An 18,859-nucleotide genomic window follows, 5' to 3' on the forward strand; every position below is an offset into this window, starting at 1 on the left:
CCATGCAGCACCTGGGCACGATCAGCCCCACCCTCGAGGAGTTCCGCGCCCTGGCCCGGGCCCGCCGCGTGGTCCCCGTCCACCTGACGGTCCTCGCGGACGCGCACACGCCGATCGGCGTCTACCGCAAACTCGCCGCCGGGCAGCCCGGCACGTTCCTCATGGAATCCGCCGCCGTCGGCGGTGTCTGGTCGCGGTACTCCTTCATCGGCTCGCACTCGCGCGCCACGCTGACCTCCCGGGACGGGCAGGCGCACTGGCTGGGCGAACCCCCGGCCGGCGTCCCCGTGGACGGCAACCCCGTCGAGGCGCTGCGCCTCACGGTCGAGGCCCTGCGCACCGAGCGGTTCGAGGACCTGCCCCCGTTCACGTCCGGGATGGTCGGTTTCGTGGGGTGGGAGGCGGTCCGGCACTGGGAGCGTCTCACCAGCCCCCCGGAGGACGATCTCCTCCTGCCCGAGTTGGCGATGTGCCTGGTGTCCGACCTCGCCATCCACGACAACTCCGCGGGTTCCCTCACCCTCGTCGCCAACGCGATCAACTTCGACAACACCGACGAGCGCGTCGACGAGGCCTGGCACGACGCCGTCGCGCGTGTCCAGGGCATGCTCGCGAAGCTCGTCGCGCCCGCGGAGCTCGCCGTCTCCGTGATGGCGGCCGACGCACCGGGCGCCGAGGCGTCGATGGACCGCGTCCGCGAATCGTGGTTCGAACCCGACTACCTGGCGGCGATCGAGCGCGGCAAGCGGGCGATCGTCGACGGCGACGTCTTCCAGGTGGTCATCAGCCGACGCTTCGAGATCGAGTGCGACGCCTCCGCCCTGGACGTCTACCGGATCCTGCGCACCACGAACCCCAGTCCCTACATGTACCTGTTCAGCCTCGAGGACGCCGACGGGCGGGGCTACTCGATCGTGGGCAGCTCGCCCGAGGCCCTCGTCACGGTGACCGGGGACGAGGTCATCACCCACCCCATCGCCGGATCGCGGCCCCGGGGCAGGACCACGGAGGAGGACCGCGACCTCGCCGTCGAACTCCGCGCCGACACCAAGGAGATGGCCGAGCACCTCATGCTCGTCGACCTCGCCCGCAACGACCTCTCCAAGGTGTGCACCCCGGGCAGCGTCGACGTCACGCAGTTCATGGAGGTGGAGAAATTCAGCCACATCATGCACCTCGTGTCCACCGTGGTGGGACGGCTCGCGCCGTCGAAGAGCGCCTACGACGTCCTGGCGGCGACCTTCCCGGCCGGCACGCTCTCGGGAGCGCCGAAGCCGCGGGCCCTGCGCCTCATCGACGAGGTGGAGCCGCACCGGCGCGGGATCTACGGCGGGGTGGTCGGCTACCTGGACTTCGCGGGCGACATGGACATGGCCATCGCCATCCGGTCGGCGCTGCTCCGCGACGGCAGGGCGTACGTGCAGGCCGGCGGCGGTATCGTCGCCGACTCCGTGCTCGAGGCGGAAGCACTCGAGACGGTCAACAAGGCGGCGGCCCCGCTCCGGGCGGCGCTGACCGCGGCCGCCCTGCGCCCGGCGACGGCGGACCTCCCGTGAGCGCCGCCGCACGCCCCGGCGCGGGTCGCTTCACGCGCCGCGGCGTCGTGGTGCTGGGCATCGTGGTGCTCGCGCTGCTCGCCTTCGGCACGACGACGCAGACCTGGCTCACGGTGCGCCTGCCCCAGGACGCCGTCCAGACCCCGGACCTGGCCATCGCCGGCAGCGATGCGGCGACGCCCGTGACGGCATTCGCCCTCGTGGCACTGGCCGCGGCCCTCGCCGTCTCGATCGCGGGACGCGTCGCCCGGTGGATCATCGCCGTCATCCTCGTGCTCTCCGGGGTCGGGATCACGACGTCCAGCGCCGGTGTCGCTCTCGATCCCTCCTCCGCGGCCGAACCGGCCATCGGGGCGGCGATCGGCGTCAGCGGCCTCGCCGGAGCCGAGGCAGCCGCCACGGCCATGCCCTGGGTCGCCGCCGCGGCCGGGCTCCTCCTGGTGCTCGCGGCGGCCTGGGTGGTGCTCGCCGGACGGACCTGGGGCATCAACCGGCGGTACGACGCCGGGGCGTCCCGCACGGTCCACGCCGCCCCGGGAAGTCCGCAGCCCGGAGCGCCCGCACCTTCGACGGGCGACGTGCCGCCCGGCGTCGTGCCCGGCGGCGAGGATGCCGCCCAGGACGCCGTCGCCGACCCGGGCCCCGCACCCGACGCCGCACCCGACGCCGCTCCGGGGTCCTCGACGGAGCGCTCGACCGAGCCCCTGACCGGCCCCTCGCCCGACGAGCCGGGCCGGGGCCAGGGCGGGAAGCCACCGACGCCCCCGCAGCGGGGGAGTGCCCACGCCGACGAGATCGACAGCTGGGACGAACTCTCGCGCGGCAACGACCCGACGCGCTGACCACGACCGCACGCCCACCCCGCCGGCCCTGCTGGAGGCCGCCCCGTGCCGCTGCGCCGTCCCATCAATGGCAGAATGGGACAAGACCCGTTCGAAGGAGATTACCCATGGCATCCGAGACCCGCGCCAGCGCCACCCGCAACACCCCGGCCAGCCACGCCCAGATGGGTGACGAGACGATCGGCCACGGCAACAGCCCCGCCGCGTGGACCTGCGTGCTGATCATGCTGGCCGGCGCCGCCATCGCCTCCTTCGCCTACATCCTCGCGAGCACCGAGGGCAACCACGACTTCGGGACCCTCCTGTTCTGGGTCGGGATCGGCATCATGTTCGTCGGCCTGATCGTCGGCTTCATCATGCGCAAGATCGGCTACGGCGTGGGTGGATCGAAGCTCAAGAACAACGGCCACTAGATGACGGTCCTCGACGACATCATCGACGGCGTCCGCGAGGACCTCGCGGAACGCCGACGCACACTGCCCCTCGACGCCGTGCGAGCGGCCGCCCTCGCAGCCCCTGTGCCGCTCGATGCATTCGAGGCCCTCGGTGCCGGACAGGGCGGAGCCATGGCGGTCATCGCCGAGGTGAAGCGCAGCAGCCCGTCCAAGGGCGCCCTCGCGGACATCGCCGACCCGGCCGCCCTGGCAGCCCGGTACGAGAAGGGTGGCGCTGCCGTCATCTCCGTGCTCACCGAGCAGCGACGTTTCGGCGGATCGCTCGCGGATCTCGACGCCGTCCGTGCGGCGGTGGCCCTCCCCGTGCTCCGCAAGGACTTCACGGTCGACGCGTACCAGATCTGGGAAGCACGCGCACACGGTGCCGACGTCGTCCTGCTCATCGTCGCCGCCCTCACCGACGAGGAGCTGGGCGCGTTCCTCACCCTCACCACCGACCTCGGGATGCACGCGATCGTCGAGACGCACACGGCCGACGAGGTGCGCCGGGCCGTGGCGGCCGGCGCCGCGATCGTCGGCGTCAACGTGCGCAACCTGAAGACCTTGGACATCCACCGCGGGGTCTTCGCGGAACTGGCGCACCTCATCCCGTCGGGGACGGTCGTCATCGCCGAATCCGGCGTCCGCGACGCCTCCGACGTCGCCGACTACGCGGCCGGCGGCGCGCACGCCGTCCTGGTAGGGGAGGCGCTGGTCCGCCACAGCGATCCGGCGGCGACCATCGACGAGTTCAGGCGCGCCGGCTCGGACGTCCGGCAGAGCCTGGACACGCCCGCGCACGGCTGACGGATCCCGCCGCCCCCGGCGGGACAGCGAGCAGTACACGGACCGGCCACCCCGGTCCACCGGCGACCCGGGCGGCACCCACCGCCGAGTCAGGACCAACAGGACAGGAACGCTGAAGCCATGACCGACATGCACCAGGACACGGGCCACGACGGCACGGGCGACCGCGCAGAGGACGCCATCGACGCCGGGACGGCCGAGGCATTCCTCAGCCACGACGAGAGCCTCCGCCACGCCCCCGGTCCCTACTTCGGCTCCTACGGCGGGCGATGGATGCCCGAGTCGCTCATCGCCGCGCTCGACGAGCTGCAGGACACCTTCGACAAGGCCAAGGCCGATCCCGAGTTCACGGCGCAGGTCGCCGAGCTCAACAGGAACTACGCCGGCCGTCCGTCCCTCCTGACCGAGGCGCAGCGCTTCGCCGAACACTGCGGCGGCGTGCGCATCTTCCTCAAGCGCGAGGACCTGAACCACACCGGGTCGCACAAGATCAACAACGTCCTGGGCCAGGCCCTGATCGCCAAGCGCATGGGCAAGACCCGCGTCATCGCCGAGACCGGGGCCGGCCAGCACGGCGTCGCCAGTGCGACGGCGGCAGCCCTCCTCGGCCTCGAGTGCGTCGTCTACATGGGCGCCGAGGACACGCGCCGCCAGGCGCTCAACGTCGCGCGCATGCAGCTGCTCGGCGCGACGGTCGTCCCCGTGACCAACGGCTCCCAGACGTTGAAGGATGCCATCAACGAGGCGCTGCGCGACTGGGTCGCCAATGTCGAGACCACGCACTACCTGCTCGGCACCGCGGCCGGCGCCCACCCCTTCCCGTCCATGGTCCGGTACTTCCACGAGGTCATCGGCGACGAAGCGCGGGAGCAGATCCTCGAGCAGACGGGCAAGCTCCCCGACGCCGTCTGCGCATGCGTCGGCGGCGGATCGAACGCCATCGGCATGTTCCACGGCTTCCTCGACGACCGCGACGTGGCCCTGTACGGCTTCGAAGCCGGTGGTGACGGCGTCGAGACCGGCCGCCACGCGGCCACCATCACCCTGGGGCGCCCCGGCGTGCTGCACGGCGCCCGGTCCTACCTGATGCAGGACGAGGACGGTCAGACCATGGAGTCCCACTCCATCTCCGCGGGCCTCGACTACCCGGGCGTCGGCCCGGAACACGCCTACCTCGCCGACATCGGACGGGCGCACTACGAGCCCATCACCGACGCCGAGGCGATGGAGGCCTTCAAGATCCTCAGCCAGGCCGAGGGGATCATCCCGGCCATCGAGACCGCGCACGCCCTCGCCGGTGCCATGAAGGTAGGCCGGCGCCTCGCGGCGGACCTCGGACCGGGGGAGAAGGCGTCGGACAGGATCGTCGTCGTCAACCTCTCGGGCCGCGGCGACAAGGACGTGGCGACCGCCGCGGAATACTTCGACCTCCTCCCGGACGACAGTGCCGAGCAGGAAATCGCCCAGGAGGGTGAACAGCTGTGACCACGCATCCCGCCACTGCTCCCTCGACCGGTCCCGCCACCGGCTCCAAGGCCGCCGCCGCCATCGAGAAGGCACGCAGCGAAGGCCGCGCCGCCCTCATCGGCTACCTGCCCGCCGGCTTCCCCGACGTCCAGGCGACCATCGACGCCGGCATCGCCATGGCGGAGAACGGCGTGGACCTCATCGAGATCGGCATCCCGTACTCGGACCCGGTCATGGACGGGCACGTCATCCAGGAAGCGACGGTCGAGGCGCTGGCCAACGGCTTCACCGTCCCCCGGATCTTCGACGTCGTCGCCGGCATCACGAGCGCCACCGATGCCGCCGTCCTCGTCATGACCTACTGGAACCCGGTCATGCGCATGGGCGTCCGCGAGTTCGCCGAGCGCCTCGCCGCCGCGGGCGGCGCCGGGCTCATCACCCCGGACCTCATCCCCGACGAGGCTTCCGAATGGCTCGAGGCCTCCGACGCATTCGGCCTCGACCGCGTGTTCCTCGTGGCACCGTCAACCTCCCCGCAGCGCATGCAGGCCACCGTCGACGCCAGCAGGGGATTCGTCTACGCCGTGTCCGTGATGGGCGTGACCGGTGCGAGGACCTCGGTCGGTGCCGCCGCCCGGGCCGTCGTCGACGCGGCGCACGCCGCCGGTGCCGAGCGGGTCTGCGTGGGGCTCGGGGTCTCGTCCTCCGCCCAGGTGCGCGAGATCGGCGCGTACGCCGACGGCGTGATCGTGGGCACCGCCCTCGTCGCCGCCCTGCGCGACGGCGGAGTGGACGCCGTCGCCGAGCTCACGCGCGAACTGAGCACCGGCACGGGCAAGGCGTCCGCGTGATCGGCGCACGCCTCGCCGCGTCGATCCCCAGCCCGCCCCCGGAGTGGGCGAGCTTCAGCCTCGGCCCCGTCACCCTCCACGCGTACGCCCTGTGCATCCTCGCCGGCATCCTCCTCGCGCTCCTCCTCACGCAGAAGCGGTTCGTCTCCTTCGGCGGCCACGCGGACGCGGTGTGGGACATCGCCATCTGGGCCATCCCGTTCGGCATCGTCGGCGGTCGGCTCTACCACGTGTTCTCCTCCCCGGACGCCTACTTCGGCCCGGACGGTGACCTCGCGCGCATCCCGCAGATCTGGCAGGGCGGCCTCGGGATCTGGGGCGCGATCGCCCTCGGCGCCGTCGGAGCCTGGATCGGCGCCCGGCGCGCGGGCGTCAAGCTCTCCGCCTTCGCCGACGCCGCCGCGCCCGGTGTGCTGCTCGCCCAGGCCGTCGGACGGCTCGGCAACTGGTTCAACCAGGAGCTCTTCGGCGCACCCACCACGCTGCCGTGGGGCCTCGAGATCGACGCCGACAACGCGAACTTCCCGCCCGGCGCCGCCCCCGGCACGCTGTTCCACCCCACGTTCCTCTACGAGCTGCTCTGGAACCTCGCCGGCGTCGCCCTCCTGCTGCTGCTCTCGCGGAAGATCACCCTGCGCGGCGGCCGCATGTTCTGGCTCTACGCGGCCTACTACACGCTCGGACGCGTCTGGATCGAGGCGCTCCGTATCGACGACGCCGAGATGATCACGTTCTTCGGCGTCACCCAGCGCCTCAACGTGTGGACCAGCATCGCCGTCCTTCTCGTGTCCGTCGCCGTCCTCGTCTACCTCTCGGTCAAGCGGGACCGCGTCGAGGAGCTGGTGGTCTACCTGCCGGGCCGCGAACCGAAGCCGGCCGACGCCGTCGGTGACGACGGGGCAGCGGACGGCAGCGTGGACAGCGGGTCCGACGACAGCGCCGCGACAGCCGTGGGCAGTGCCTCGGGAACGGGCGACGGTGCGGGGACGACGTCGGAAAAAGGCGCCTCCCGTAACGCTTCAGCCACAGGTGGCCACGCCTCGGACACGGGGCAAAGCGGGCGGAATGACCGTGGTAACCTGTCCGAAACAGACGGTTCCTGAGTAGGCGATCCGCGTACTCGGGCCCCCGCGCAAGCGGAGCCGCGGGATTCGGTCCCCGACAGCAGTCCCTGGGCCACCGCCCCTCAAGGACGCAACACCACATCGTTGTGGACTCCAGGTGCGACGGCCGGATCACCCTCCGACCCCGCACCGACATCGCCGCCACGGGTGCCTGATGCCCGCAGCACCTGCCCGCCAACAGCGCCGGGCACCACCGGCAGAGGTGCCGGCACTCGAGATACACACGACGGCGACCGCTCCCAGACAGCGGCGCCCGCGGGGCCAAAGGCTGTCCCCTCCCGACGCTCCATCATGGGGGAAGGATCCTTATCTGATGACTGCTTTGACGCCAGGAACGCCCACCGAGGCCGCACCAGCGGCCACGACGCCCCCCACGGGCGACGACGCCGAGGCCGTGACCTCGCCCTTCACCCGGTTCGCCTCCGTGCCGGAGGCCTCGGGCCTCTACAACCCCGAGAACGAGAAGGACGCGTGCGGCCTCGCGGTCATCGCGACCCTGCGCGGCGAGCCCGGACACGACATCGTCGACGCGGCCCTCACCGCACTGCGCAACCTCGAGCACCGCGGTGCCGTCGGAGCGGACGAGGGCACCGGCGACGGCGCGGGCCTGCTGACGCAGATCCCCGACGAGTTCTTCCGCGCGGTCGTCGACTTCCGGCTGCCGCCCGCCGGCTCCTACGTGGTCGGCACCGCCTTCCTCCCGACCGAGGGGAAGGAGCAGGCCACCGCGCGCGCGGGCCTCGAATCGCTGGCGGAGGCCGAGGGGCTCGAGGTGCTCGGCTGGCGCGTCGTACCCGTGGTCGCGGACCTCGTCGGCGCCATGGCGCGTGCCTGCATGCCGCACTTCGTCCAGCTGTTCCTCGCGCCCCTGGACGGCGACCCCTCCGACCTCGACGCGAAGGCGTTCCGGGTGCGCAAGCGGGCGCAGAACAAGTACGGCGTGTACTTCCCGTCGCTGTCCTCGAAGACCATCGTCTACAAGGGCATGCTGACCACCGCGCAGCTCGAGCCGTTCTACCCCGACCTCTCCGACGAGCGCTTCAAGACCTGCCTCGGGATCGTCCACTCGCGGTTCTCCACCAACACCTTCCCGTCGTGGCCGCTCGCCCAGCCGTTCCGCACCATCGCCCACAACGGCGAGATCAACACGGTGAAGGGCAACCGCAACTGGATGCGTGCACGGCAGTCGCAGCTGTCCAACCCGCTGCTGGGAGACGCGCCCGAAGAGCTCTACCCCATCTGCACCCCGGGCGCCTCCGACTCCGCGACCTTCGACGAGGTCGCCGAACTCCTGACCCTCTCGGGACGCCCGATCACGCACTCCATCATGATGATGATCCCGGAGGCGTGGGAGAACCACGCCACCATGGATCCTGCGCGCCGGGCCTTCTACCAGTACCACTCCATGCTCATGGAGCCCTGGGACGGCCCCGCCGCGGTGTCCTTCACGGACGGCCGCCTCGTCGGCGCCGTCCTCGACCGCAACGGCCTGCGCCCCGCGCGCTACTGGGTGACAGAGGACGGCCTCGTCATCCTGGCCTCCGAGGTGGGCGTGCTCGACGTCGAACCCTCCCGCGTGGTCCGCAAGGGCCGCGTCTCGCCGGGCAAGATGTTCCTCGTCGACACCGAGGCGGGCCGGCTCATCGAGGACCAGGAGATCAAGGCGGAGATCGCCGCCGCGAACCCGTGGGGCGAGTGGGTCAAGGAGAACCTGATCCAGCTCGAGGACCTCCCCGAGCGCGAGCACGTCATCCACACCAAGGCGTCCATCAACCGGCGCCAGCGCACCTTCGGCTACACGCAGGAGGAACTGCGCATCCTGCTCGGCCCGATGGCGAAGACCGGCGCGGAGCCCCTCGGCGCCATGGGCTCGGACACGCCCATCGCGGTGCTCTCCAAGCGCCCGCGCCTGCTCTTCGACTACTTCGTGCAGTCCTTCGCGCAGGTCACGAACCCGCCCCTCGACTCCATCCGCGAGGAACTCGTGACCTCCATGGGCGTCACGATCGGCCCCGACGGCAACCTGCTGTCCACGGGTCGCGTCCGCTCCAAGCAGATCGCCCTGAAGTTCCCCGTCATCACCAATGACGAGCTGGCGAAGATCGCCAACCTCGAGACCGACGACGGCGACCGGCTGACCGTCCGCGTCCGCGGACTGTACCGGCACGACGGCGGCGAGTCCGCGCTGCGCGCCCGGCTCGCGGAGATCTGCGAGCAGGTCTCGAGCGCGCTGAACCGCGGCGTCGAGTACGTGGTCCTCTCCGACCGCGACTCGAACGCGCAGTGGGCCCCCATCCCGTCCCTGCTCCTGACCAGCGCCGTCCACCACCACCTCCTCCGGAGCGCCACGCGCACCAAGACGTCCCTCGTGGTCGAGGCCGGTGACGTCCGTGAGGTCCACCACGTCGCGGTGCTGATCGGGTACGGCGCCTCCGCGGTGAACCCGTACCTGGCGATGGAGAGCTGCGAGGAACTGGTCCGCAACGGCGACATCACCGGCGTCACCGCCGAGACCGCCGTCGCGCACCTCATCAAGGGCCTCGGCAAGGGCGTCCTCAAGATCATGTCCAAGATGGGCATCTCCACCGTCAGCTCCTACTGCGGCGCCCAGACCTTCGAGGCGCTCGGGCTCTCGCAGGAGCTCGTGGACGAGTACTTCCACGGAACCCAGACCCAGCTCGGCGGCATCGGCCTCGACGTGGTCGCGGCCGAGACCGCGGCCCGGCACGACAGCGCCTATCCCGAGGACGGCATCGAGGACCCGCACCGCGGCCTCGACAACGGCGGCGAGTACCAGTGGCGCCGCGAGGGCCCGCCCCACCTGTTCAACCCGGAGACCGTCTTCCGGCTGCAGCACGCCACCCGGGAGCGCCGCTACGACATCTTCAAGGCCTACACCCGGGGGGTGGACGACCAGTCCCGGGACCTGATGACGCTGCGCGGGCTGCTGCGGCTCCGCGGCGACGCCCGCGCGCCGATCAGCATCGACGAGGTGGAGCCCGTCTCGTCCATCGTCAAGCGGTTCTCCACCGGCGCCATGAGCTACGGCTCCATCTCGCAGGAGGCGCACGAGACGCTCGCCATCGCGATGAACCGCCTGGGCGCCAAGTCCAACACGGGCGAGGGCGGCGAGGACGTCGAACGCCTGCTGGACCCGGAGCGCCGCTCCGCCATCAAGCAGGTGGCCTCCGGCCGGTTCGGTGTCACGAGTCTCTACCTGACCAACGCGGACGACATCCAGATCAAGATGGCGCAGGGGGCCAAGCCCGGTGAGGGCGGGCAGCTCATGAGCCAGAAGGTCTACCCGTGGATCGCCCGCACACGGCACTCCACGCCCGGCGTGGCGCTGATCTCCCCGCCGCCGCACCACGACATCTACTCGATCGAGGACCTCGCCCAGCTCATCTACGACCTCAAGCGGTCCAACCCGAGCGCCCGCGTCCACGTGAAGCTCGTCTCCGAGGTCGGCATCGGCACGGTCGCGGCCGGCGTCACGAAGGCCAAGGCCGACGTCGTCCTGGTGTCCGGGCACGACGGCGGCACCGGCGCCAGCCCGCTCAACTCCCTGAAGCACGCCGGCATCCCCTGGGAGCTCGGCCTCGCCGAGACGCAGCAGACGCTCATGCTCAACGGCCTCCGCGACCGCGTGGTGGTCCAGGTGGACGGGCAGCTGAAGACGGGGCGCGACGTCGTCATCGCGGCCCTGCTGGGCGGCGAGGAGTTCGGGTTCGCCACGGCGCCGCTCGTTGTCTCCGGCTGCATCATGATGCGCGTATGCCACCTGGACACCTGCCCGGTGGGTGTCGCGACGCAGAACCCCGAGCTCCGCAGCCGCTTCACGGGCAAGCCGGAGTTCGTGGTCAACTTCTTCGAGTTCATCGCCGAGGAGGTCCGCGAACTCCTCGCCGAACTCGGCTTCCGGACCCTCGAGGACGCCATCGGCCACAGCGAGCTGCTCGACGCCCGGGAGGCGATCGAGCACTGGAAGGCCGACGGCCTGGACCTCGACCCGATCCTCCGCGGCAACGAGTTCGGCCCGGGGGAGCCGATGCGGAACATGCTCAAGCAGAACCACGACCTGGACCAGCACTTCGACAACAAGCTCATCGAGATGAGCGCCGACGCGCTGCAGCACCGGGCGCCCGTGCGCATCTCGGTGGACGTCGTCAACACCGACCGTTCGGTGGGCACGATGCTCGGCCACGAGGTCACCCGCACGTTCGGCCTCGACACCCTTCCCACCAACACCATCGACGTCACCCTCACGGGCCAGGCCGGGCAGTCGCTCGGCGCGTTCCTGCCCGCCGGCATCACCCTCCGGCTCCTCGGCGACTCCAACGACTACGTGGGCAAGGGGCTGTCCGGCGGGCGCATCATCGTCCGGCCGGACCGCGCCAACGTGTTCCGCGCGGACCACAACGTGATCGCCGGCAACGTGATCGGCTACGGAGCCACCAGCGGCGAGATGTTCCTGCGCGGGCAGGTGGGGGAGCGCTTCCTCGTCCGGAACTCCGGAGCCACCGCCGTCGCCGAGGGCATCGGCGACCACGGCTGCGAGTACATGACCGGCGGCCAGGCGCTGATCCTCGGCCGGACGGGCCGGAACTTCGGTGCCGGCATGTCCGGAGGGACGGCCTTCGTGCTGGACCTCGAGCGTGCCCGGGTCAACCGGCAGAGCCTCGAGAACGGTGAGCTGCTGCTCGTCGATCTCGACGCCGAGGACGTCGAGATCGTCCGGCAGCTGCTGATCCGGCACGTCGAGGAGACCGAGTCGACCCTCGCCGAGAGCCTCCTCGACTCCTTCGAGGACACCATTGCACGATTCACCAAGGTCCTGCCCCGCGACTACGCCGCGGTGCTGGACGCCCGCGCCACCGCCGTCGAGCAGGGTCTCGACCCTGACGGCGAAGAGGCGTGGACCAAGATTCTGGAGGTAACCGGTGGCTGACCCACGAGGATTTCTGAAGGTGCGCGAGCGCCAGACCCAGCCACGCCGGCCGGTCCCCGTCCGCATCATGGACTGGAAGGAAGTGTACGAAGCGCAGGAGAAGGGCGTCCTGAAGGCGCAGGCGGGCCGCTGCATGGACTGCGGCATCCCGTTCTGCCACCAGGGCTGCCCGCTCGGCAACCTCATCCCCGAGTGGAACGACCTCACGTTCCGCGACAAGGGCCGCGAGGCGAGCGACCGCCTGCATGCGACGAACAACTTCCCCGAGTTCACGGGCAGGCTCTGCCCCGCGCCGTGCGAGTCGTCGTGCGTGCTGGGCATCAACCAGGAGCCGGTCACGATCAAGCAGGTCGAGGTGTCCATCGCCGACCAGGCGTTCGAGGAGGGCTGGGTGGAACCGCACCCGCCGGAGCGCCTCACGGGGCGTACCATCGCCGTCGTCGGGTCCGGACCCGCCGGCCTCGCCGCCGCGCAGCAGCTCACCCGCGCCGGGCACACCGTGGCGGTGTACGAGCGCGACGACCGCATCGGCGGCCTGCTGCGCTACGGCATCCCCGACTTCAAGATGGAGAAGATCCACCTCGAGCGGCGCCTGGACCAGATGAAGGCCGAGGGGACCCGCTTCCGCACCGGCGTCGCCGTCGGCAAGGACATCAGCTGGGGTCAGCTCAAGCGGCGCTACGACGCCGTGATCGTCGCCACCGGCGCCACCGTGCCGCGCGACCTGCCCATCCCCGGGCGGGAGCTGGCCGGCGTGCACTTCGCGATGGACTACCTCGTGCAGGCCAATCGCGTGGTCGCCGGCGAGCGGGTCGAGGAGCAGATCCACGCCGAGGGCAAGCATGTCGTCATCCTCGGTGGCGGTGACACCGGGGCGGACTGCCTCGGCACCGCGCACCGCCAGAAGGCCGCGTCCGTCACGACGCTCGCCATCGGCCAGCAGCCGTCCACCGAGCGGCGTCCGGACCAGCCGTGGCCCACGTTCCCCACGCTCTTCGACATCGCCAGCGCCCACGAGGAGGGCGGTGAGCGCCGCTTCCTGGCGTCCACCGTGGAGTTCGTCGGCGAGAACGGCGTGCTGCGCGGCATCAAGGTCGCGGAGACCGAGTTCGTGGACGGCCGCCGCGTCCCGAAGGCCGGCTCGGAGCGCGAGATCCCCGCGGACCTCGTGTTCCTCTCGCTCGGCTTCACGGGCGCCGAACCGGCCGGCATCACCGAGCAGGTCGAGGCGGAGTTCGACGTGCGCGGGAACGTGGCGCGCGACGGCTACTACATGACCAACACCCCCGGCGTCTTCTCGGCGGGCGACGCCGGTCGCGGCCAGTCCCTGATCGTCTGGGCCATCGCCGAGGGCCGCGCCTGCGCCGCCGCGGTGGACCAGTGGCTCATGGGCTCCACCCGGCTGCCCGCGCCCGTCGCTCCGAGCGACCGTTCCATCGCCGTCCTCTGACCGGCTCCACCACTTTTCTCCCGACCAACACGACTAGGCTAGGTTCCATGAGACGCGCAAAAATCGTTGCAACATTCGGCCCCGCAATCGCCAGCTACGAGAACACGCTCGCCGTGCTCGAGGCGGGCGTCGACGTCGCCCGGATGAACATGAGCCACGGCGACTACGCCGTGCACCTCAGCACCTACGAGAACGTCCGCCGTGCCTCGGCGGAACTCGGCAAGCCCGTCGGCATCTTCGCCGACCTGCAGGGCCCGAAGATCCGCCTCGGCCGGTTCGTCGACGGCCCCCACGCGCTGACCCCCGGGGACGTCTTCACCATCACCGTCGAGGACGTCGAGGGCACCCAGGAGATCTGCTCCACGACGTTCAAGGGCCTGCCCCACGACGTCAACGTCGGCGACCTGCTGCTCATCGACGACGGCAAGGTCACCCTCCGCGCCACCGCGGTCGACGACGTCAAGGTGACCACCGAGGTCGTCGTCGGCGGCATGGTCTCGAACAACAAGGGCATCAACCTGCCCGGTGTGGCCGTCAACGTGCCCGCCCTCAGCGAGAAGGACGAGGACGATCTCCGCTGGGCCATCCAGACCGGCGTCGACATGGTCGCGCTTTCCTTCGTCCGCGACGCCGGTGACGTCAAGCGCGTGCACGAGATCATGGACGAGGAGGGCCGCCGCGTCCCCGTCATCGCGAAGATCGAGAAGCCCCAGGCCGTCGATGCCCTCGAGGAGATCATCGACGCCTTCGACGCCATCATGGTGGCCCGCGGAGACCTCGGCGTCGAACTGCCCCTGCAGGACGTGCCGATCGTGCAGAAGCGCGCCGTCGAACTCGCCCGTCGCTGGGCCAAGCCCGTCATCGTCGCCACGCAGGTCCTCGAATCCATGATCGACAACCCGCGCCCCACGCGCGCCGAGGCCTCCGACTGCGCCAACGCCGTGCTCGACGGCGCGGACGCCGTCATGCTCTCCGGCGAGACGAGCGTGGGCAAGTACCCGATGGAGACGGTCCGCACCATGGCCGACATCATCGAGTCCACCGAGCGCCACGGCCTCGAGCGGGTCCCGCCGCTCGGCAGCAAGCCGAAGACCCGCGGCGGCGCCATCACCCGCGCCGCCGTCGAGATCTCCGACCAGCTCGACGCCAAGTACATCTGCACGTTCACCCAGTCCGGGGACTCGGCCCGCCGCCTCTCCCGCCTGCGCCCCAAGAAGCCGGTCTTCGCCTTCACCCCGGTGCAGTCGACGCTGAACGCCATGTCGCTGATCTGGGGCGTCCAGCCCCGGCTCGTCCCGTTCGTGGAACACACGGACCAGATGACCGCCCAGGTGGACCGCATCCTCTTCGAGCAGGGCCTCGTCGAGGTGGACGACCTCGTCGTGATCGCCGCCGGGTCCCCTCCCGGACAGGCCGGCTCCACCAACTCCCTCAAGGTGCACCGCGTCGGTGACATCACCGACGCCGGTCAGCTCCCCGGCGACCACACGTCCTACATCAAGGAAGGCGTGGGCCCGTGGCCCGTCAAGAAGAAGTAGCCTGATCCGCAGCACGGACGAAAGGACCCCCTCCCGAATCGGGAGGGGGTCCTTTCGTCCGTGAGCCCGGATGCCCCGGTCAGTTGACCTGGTTGATGATCGTCTCGGCGACCTCGCGCATGCTCAGGCGGCGGTCCATGGACGTCTTCTGGATCCAGCGGAAGGCCTCGGGCTCGGTGAGGCCCATCTTCGTGGTCAGGAGGCTCTTGGCACGCTCGACGAGCTTGCGGGTGGCGAACTGCTCCTGCAGGTCGGTCACCTCCGCCTCGAGGGCCTTGATCTCCTCGTGGCGTGACATGGCGATCTCGATGGCCGGGATGAGGTCGGCCGGGGTGAACGGCTTGACCACGTAGGCCATGGCGCCGGCGTCGCGTGCCCGCTCGATGAGCTCCTTCTGGCTGAACGCGGTGAGCAGGACCACGGGCGCGATGCGCGCCTTGACGATCTGCTCCGCGGCGGTGATGCCGTCCATGACGGGCATCTTCACGTCCATGAGCACGAGGTCCGGCTTGTGCTCATGGGCGAGCGCGACGGCCTTCTCGCCGTTGTCGGCCTCGGCCACGACCTCGTAGCCCTCCCCGCGCAGGATCTCGATGATGTCGAGCCGGATGAGCGTCTCGTCCTCGGCCACGATGACCCGGCGTGCGGGTCCGGCGGGCGTGGATTCGGTGGGTTCAGACACTGTTGCTCCTTGATGATGACGGCGTGCGAGGGGTTCGGGGGTTGTGTGCGTCCGTTCCCGGATCCAGCCTATCGGCATGTAGAGTGGTTTCGCGCACCGGCCCTCGAGGAAGTCATCCCTCCCAGGAGCCGGGCAGGTACGGCCCGAATGGCGGAATTGGCAGACGCGCTGCACTCAAAATGCAGTATCGAGAGGTGTGTGGGTTCGAGTCCCACTTCGGGCACCTAAAAGCCCAAGTCAGAGCGGGGTAGCAGCGCGGAGTGTGCACAGAAGTTGTAATCCGGTGCACAGCACCCCATGATTATCGCCATGGCGAGCATCATGGAACGCACCCGCAAAGACGGTTCGAAGTCATTCACCGTGCGGTGGCGGGATCCCCAGTCGAAGCGGGCCCAGGGCATCACCTTTGACTCCCGAGGGGAGGCCGAGACGCTCAGGAGGCTGCTCGAGACCAACGGCAACTCCTTCGAGATCGCGCAGCACGCCATCGTCCAGAACAACACCACGACGCCTACCGTGGCTGCCGTCGTGACCGAGCACATCGACCAACTCATCCGGCCGACTAAGCAGACGATCCACAACTACCGGACTATGCTCGAGCGCCACATCGCTGGCGTCATAGGCCACATCCCGATCGACAAGCTCGACCACAAGCACGTCACCCACTGGGTTCGATCGCTGATGGACAAGGGGCTGAGCCCCAAGACCGTCCGCAACGTGCACGGGCTCCTCGCCAGCGCCATGGAGACCGGCGTCCGGTACGGCTACCGCGGAGACAATCCCTGCCGGGGCACCGCGCTGCCGAGCACCGAAAAGGTGGAGGACGACGCACAATTCCTGACGGCCACCGAGTTCGCCATGGTGCACCGGCAGCTCGATGAGCAGTACCAGAACCTGGCAGCATTCCTCGTCCTCACAGGAGCCCGGTACGGCGAGGCAACGGCCGTTACCGTGGGCGACGTCGACCTGCTCGCCAAACCCCCGACCGTGCGCATTACGAAGGCGTGGAAGCGAGACGGGTCCAAGGGCCACTACGTCGGGGTCACGAAGACCCCGCACAGCAAGAGAACCGTCTCCCTGCCGCCGACTCTCGTGGAGGCGCTGATACCGCTCGTCGCCAGCCGCCCCGGCGACGAGCTGCTCTTCACCGGACCCCAGGGCGGCCGCGTGCAGCACAAGCTCTTCTGGCACCACCATTGGGTGCCCGCGGTCCGGCGAGCGCAAGCAGACGGCCTGACGAAGACGCCGCGGATCCACGACCTGCGGCATACGCATGCGTCCTGGCTCATTCAGGACGGACAGTCCCTGTTCAGCGTCAGCAGGCGGCTCGGACACAGCTCCACCGACATGACCGACCGGATTTATGGGCACCGCATGCCCGATGCCCTCCAAGGGGCCGCTGACGCCAGCGAGCGGGCGCTGCAAGGCCTGCGCTTCTAGCGCGGGCTACCCGCCGCCCTGCCCGAAATTCATAGTCGCGTGGTGATGGGCTCTGCGCTGTTCAGGTGTCATCGCACCCCACCTAAGCTCGGCTGCCCGCTTCTCGCGGTTTGCCTGCTTCCATCCCATTGGCCACCAGATGCCGCCTATGAGGCCGGCTAGCAGTGAAGGGCGGTAGGCGGCTTCCTTGGCCGCCTTCGGTGTCAGAGGAACCACTGGGCCCTCGAACTGGGCGTCGTAGCCATCCGCCTGCCGTTGTGCCTTTTCCAGCCGCGCAGCATGCTTCTCGTTCTTCGACTTCACTGAGTCCCCTTCAGTGTCGGGCCTGCATTGGACAGCATCCTAGCCGTCGCGGTCCGGCCGCCGGTCTTCGAGCTTCCGCCGGCGAACGACATTGGCGCGGACCCACGCCGTCCGGGCCATCGAGTACTCGACCCATTGCACCTGTACGAGCTCACGGGTCCACGCCATCGCGAACCCCTTCACTGTTTGCGCGACGTCGCCGGGGTATGTCAGGTCGGCCCACACGGGTGGAGCCTTCTCCGTCGTCCAGTGCACGTCCTCAGTGGGCTGCGGCAGTGACTCGGGCGCGACAAACCGGTCGCGCGACGGTGGGATGCCGTGCCAGCCCGGGCGGGGCTTGTGTTCCATGCAAGCACCGTACTTTGCGCCAACGACGCAGCCCGATAACGGTGCGCAGCGAGTAGTAGGCTTGGCTGATGTCATCGACCCGGCAAGACCAGCGTGAACCGCTTACATTCGCCAATGCTCCTAGTCACTCCCGTGACGGACACGACTACGTCGATGTAGATGCCACGCTCGAACTAGCTGAGCAGATGGCGGAGGAGTGGGCGCCGCTATTCGAGCGGCTCTCCCGCCGGTGACTCGATACCTAGAAGCCGATGCGATCGTGGCGTTGAACCGACGATTCGGTGGCCCGGGGTGTGGCGTGAAAGACCGCGGTGGCGTTGAAGCCGCGTCCGGGAGGCCGATGCACACGCACATGGGAGAGGACCTGTTCCCGTCCATATTTCAGAAGGCTGCAGCGCTCTTCCATGGCATCGCTAGTACGCAGTATTTCACCGACGGCAATAAGCGGACAGCATGGGCCTCTATGGAACTATTTCTTCGCCTGAATGGCGAGCAGCTTCGTAGTTTGCCGCTTATCGCGAAGGAAGCATTTGCTCTCTCGGCCAGTACTAATCTCATCGGATTCTCAGATGTAGCGGAGTGGCTCCAAGAACATGCTCTCAGACCATCTGACCGCGTTGACATGGCGGCTCTGGTTTCGCCAGGAAATGGTATCTGGACGGGACGGGACGCTCTCTATAAGCCCTTCCCTGTTCAAGGTGTGACCTTCCCTTCCTTGCCGACTGTCTTCGCGCTAGTTGTCGTCTGCCGACTGCACTGGTACGAGGTGGATGTCGGGCGTCAAATGGAAGTTACCGCGACGTTAGGGGAGGGAGGTCCGCGGGGCATCTATATCCCGGAGGTTGCGCAGGGGGCATCGGTGGTGGGCACTGTGGAGCAGCATTGGGACACGCCGTGGTTTCCGCGTGGAATCCAGCCTTGGACCGAGACTCTTCCGATCCCGCTGATTGCGGATGATCTGGGCCGCACGTCGATTGATCTGAGAATCAACGGATTTACAGCTTGGACAGAAACCCTGACGGTCGATTCCAGGCCGTACGTTCCCGACTATCCGCCGCCGCCAGTCTGA

General features: G+C 69.4%; 15 protein-coding genes and 1 tRNA gene. 13 read left to right on the forward strand and 3 right to left on the reverse strand.

All coding sequences use genetic code 11. The annotated features are described in order from the left end of the window. Positions 1-2 precede the first annotated feature (2 nt). The 10 genes from CXQ92_RS01375 (at position 3) to pyk (ending at position 15,017) form a co-directional block, all read left to right on the forward strand. Positions 3-1,556: an anthranilate synthase component I gene (locus tag CXQ92_RS01375; protein WP_104164620.1), complete on the forward strand. Its 1,554-nt coding sequence runs from the start codon at positions 3-5 to the stop codon at positions 1,554-1,556. Then, positions 1,553-2,398, forward strand: a complete 846-nt coding sequence (locus CXQ92_RS01380) for a Trp biosynthesis-associated membrane protein (RefSeq protein ID WP_104164622.1) — start codon at positions 1,553-1,555, stop codon at positions 2,396-2,398. The genes CXQ92_RS01375 and CXQ92_RS01380 overlap by 4 nt, the downstream gene beginning before the upstream one ends. Positions 2,399-2,505: 107 nt before the next feature. Further along, the gene (locus tag CXQ92_RS01385; protein WP_104164624.1) at positions 2,506-2,811 is read left to right on the forward strand and encodes an HGxxPAAW family protein; all 306 of its coding nucleotides are present in this window, start codon (positions 2,506-2,508) and stop codon (positions 2,809-2,811) included. Beyond that, positions 2,812-3,639, forward strand: coding sequence for an indole-3-glycerol phosphate synthase TrpC (gene trpC, locus CXQ92_RS01390; RefSeq protein WP_104164626.1), 828 nt, complete (start codon positions 2,812-2,814; stop codon positions 3,637-3,639). Between the two features lie 129 nt (positions 3,640-3,768). Beyond that, complete coding sequence (trpB, locus tag CXQ92_RS01395) at positions 3,769-5,124, forward strand: tryptophan synthase subunit beta (protein ID WP_104166600.1); 1,356 nt, start codon at positions 3,769-3,771, stop codon at positions 5,122-5,124. Beyond that, positions 5,121-5,957, forward strand: a complete 837-nt coding sequence (gene trpA, locus CXQ92_RS01400; protein ID WP_104164628.1) for a tryptophan synthase subunit alpha — start codon at positions 5,121-5,123, stop codon at positions 5,955-5,957. Before trpB ends, trpA begins: the two co-directional genes overlap by 4 nt. Next, positions 5,954-7,060: a prolipoprotein diacylglyceryl transferase gene (lgt, locus tag CXQ92_RS01405; RefSeq protein ID WP_104164630.1), complete on the forward strand. Its 1,107-nt coding sequence runs from the start codon at positions 5,954-5,956 to the stop codon at positions 7,058-7,060. Before trpA ends, lgt begins: the two co-directional genes overlap by 4 nt. A gap of 334 nt (positions 7,061-7,394) precedes the next feature. Continuing rightward, a complete protein-coding gene (gltB, locus tag CXQ92_RS01410; protein ID WP_104164632.1) occupies positions 7,395-12,029 on the forward strand; it encodes a glutamate synthase large subunit in 4,635 nt (1,544 codons plus the stop codon). Further along, the gene (locus CXQ92_RS01415; RefSeq protein WP_104164634.1) at positions 12,022-13,479 is read left to right on the forward strand and encodes a glutamate synthase subunit beta; all 1,458 of its coding nucleotides are present in this window, start codon (positions 12,022-12,024) and stop codon (positions 13,477-13,479) included. Before gltB ends, CXQ92_RS01415 begins: the two co-directional genes overlap by 8 nt. 47 nt (positions 13,480-13,526) lie before the next feature. Next, positions 13,527-15,017, forward strand: a complete 1,491-nt coding sequence (gene pyk, locus CXQ92_RS01420) for a pyruvate kinase (RefSeq protein WP_104164636.1) — start codon at positions 13,527-13,529, stop codon at positions 15,015-15,017. Positions 15,018-15,096: 79 nt separating this feature from the next. Here pyk and CXQ92_RS01425 read toward each other — a convergent pair whose 3' ends face one another. Beyond that, the gene (locus CXQ92_RS01425) at positions 15,097-15,699 is read right to left on the reverse strand and encodes an ANTAR domain-containing response regulator (protein ID WP_104164638.1); all 603 of its coding nucleotides are present in this window, start codon (positions 15,697-15,699) and stop codon (positions 15,097-15,099) included. 141 nt (positions 15,700-15,840) lie between these two features. Here CXQ92_RS01425 and CXQ92_RS01430 point away from each other — a divergent pair. Together CXQ92_RS01430 and CXQ92_RS01435 are read left to right on the forward strand one after the other, a co-directional pair. Beyond that, positions 15,841-15,922: transfer RNA gene (locus CXQ92_RS01430), tRNA-Leu, on the forward strand. A gap of 86 nt (positions 15,923-16,008) precedes the next feature. After that, positions 16,009-17,139, forward strand: coding sequence for a site-specific integrase (locus tag CXQ92_RS01435; protein WP_104164640.1), 1,131 nt, complete (start codon positions 16,009-16,011; stop codon positions 17,137-17,139). A gap of 6 nt (positions 17,140-17,145) precedes the next feature. Here CXQ92_RS01435 and CXQ92_RS17735 read toward each other — a convergent pair whose 3' ends face one another. Continuing rightward, on the reverse strand, positions 17,146-17,442 hold the full coding sequence (locus CXQ92_RS17735) for a hypothetical protein (RefSeq protein WP_146067343.1): 297 nt from the start codon (positions 17,440-17,442) through the stop codon (positions 17,146-17,148). Between the two features lie 39 nt (positions 17,443-17,481). Continuing rightward, a complete protein-coding gene (locus tag CXQ92_RS01440) occupies positions 17,482-17,790 on the reverse strand; it encodes a hypothetical protein (protein WP_104164642.1) in 309 nt (102 codons plus the stop codon). A 259-nt stretch (positions 17,791-18,049) separates the two neighbouring features. Between CXQ92_RS01440 and CXQ92_RS01445 the strand changes: the two genes are divergently transcribed. After that, on the forward strand, positions 18,050-18,859 hold the full coding sequence (locus CXQ92_RS01445; RefSeq protein WP_368784562.1) for a type II toxin-antitoxin system death-on-curing family toxin: 810 nt from the start codon (positions 18,050-18,052) through the stop codon (positions 18,857-18,859).

This window comes from Arthrobacter sp. SX1312 (genome assembly GCF_002929295.1).
Lineage (GTDB): Bacteria > Actinomycetota > Actinomycetes > Actinomycetales > Micrococcaceae > Arthrobacter_D.

What these genes read in the sequence shown, in the direction of transcription:
- CXQ92_RS01375 (WP_104164620.1), top strand. Translation starts at nt 3, where the DNA reads ATGCAGCACCTGGGCACGATCAGCCCCACCCTCGAGGAGTTCCGCGCC.
- CXQ92_RS01385 (WP_104164624.1), top strand. Translation starts at nt 2,506, where the DNA reads ATGGCATCCGAGACCCGCGCCAGCGCCACCCGCAACACCCCGGCCAGC.
- trpC (WP_104164626.1), top strand. Translation starts at nt 2,812, where the DNA reads ATGACGGTCCTCGACGACATCATCGACGGCGTCCGCGAGGACCTCGCG.
- trpB (WP_104166600.1), top strand. Translation starts at nt 3,769, where the DNA reads ATGCACCAGGACACGGGCCACGACGGCACGGGCGACCGCGCAGAGGAC.
- gltB (WP_104164632.1), top strand. Translation starts at nt 7,395, where the DNA reads ATGACTGCTTTGACGCCAGGAACGCCCACCGAGGCCGCACCAGCGGCC.
- pyk (WP_104164636.1), top strand. Translation starts at nt 13,527, where the DNA reads ATGAGACGCGCAAAAATCGTTGCAACATTCGGCCCCGCAATCGCCAGC.
- CXQ92_RS01435 (WP_104164640.1), top strand. Translation starts at nt 16,009, where the DNA reads ATGGCGAGCATCATGGAACGCACCCGCAAAGACGGTTCGAAGTCATTC.
- CXQ92_RS01440 (WP_104164642.1), bottom strand. Translation starts at nt 17,790, where the DNA reads ATGGAACACAAGCCCCGCCCGGGCTGGCACGGCATCCCACCGTCGCGC.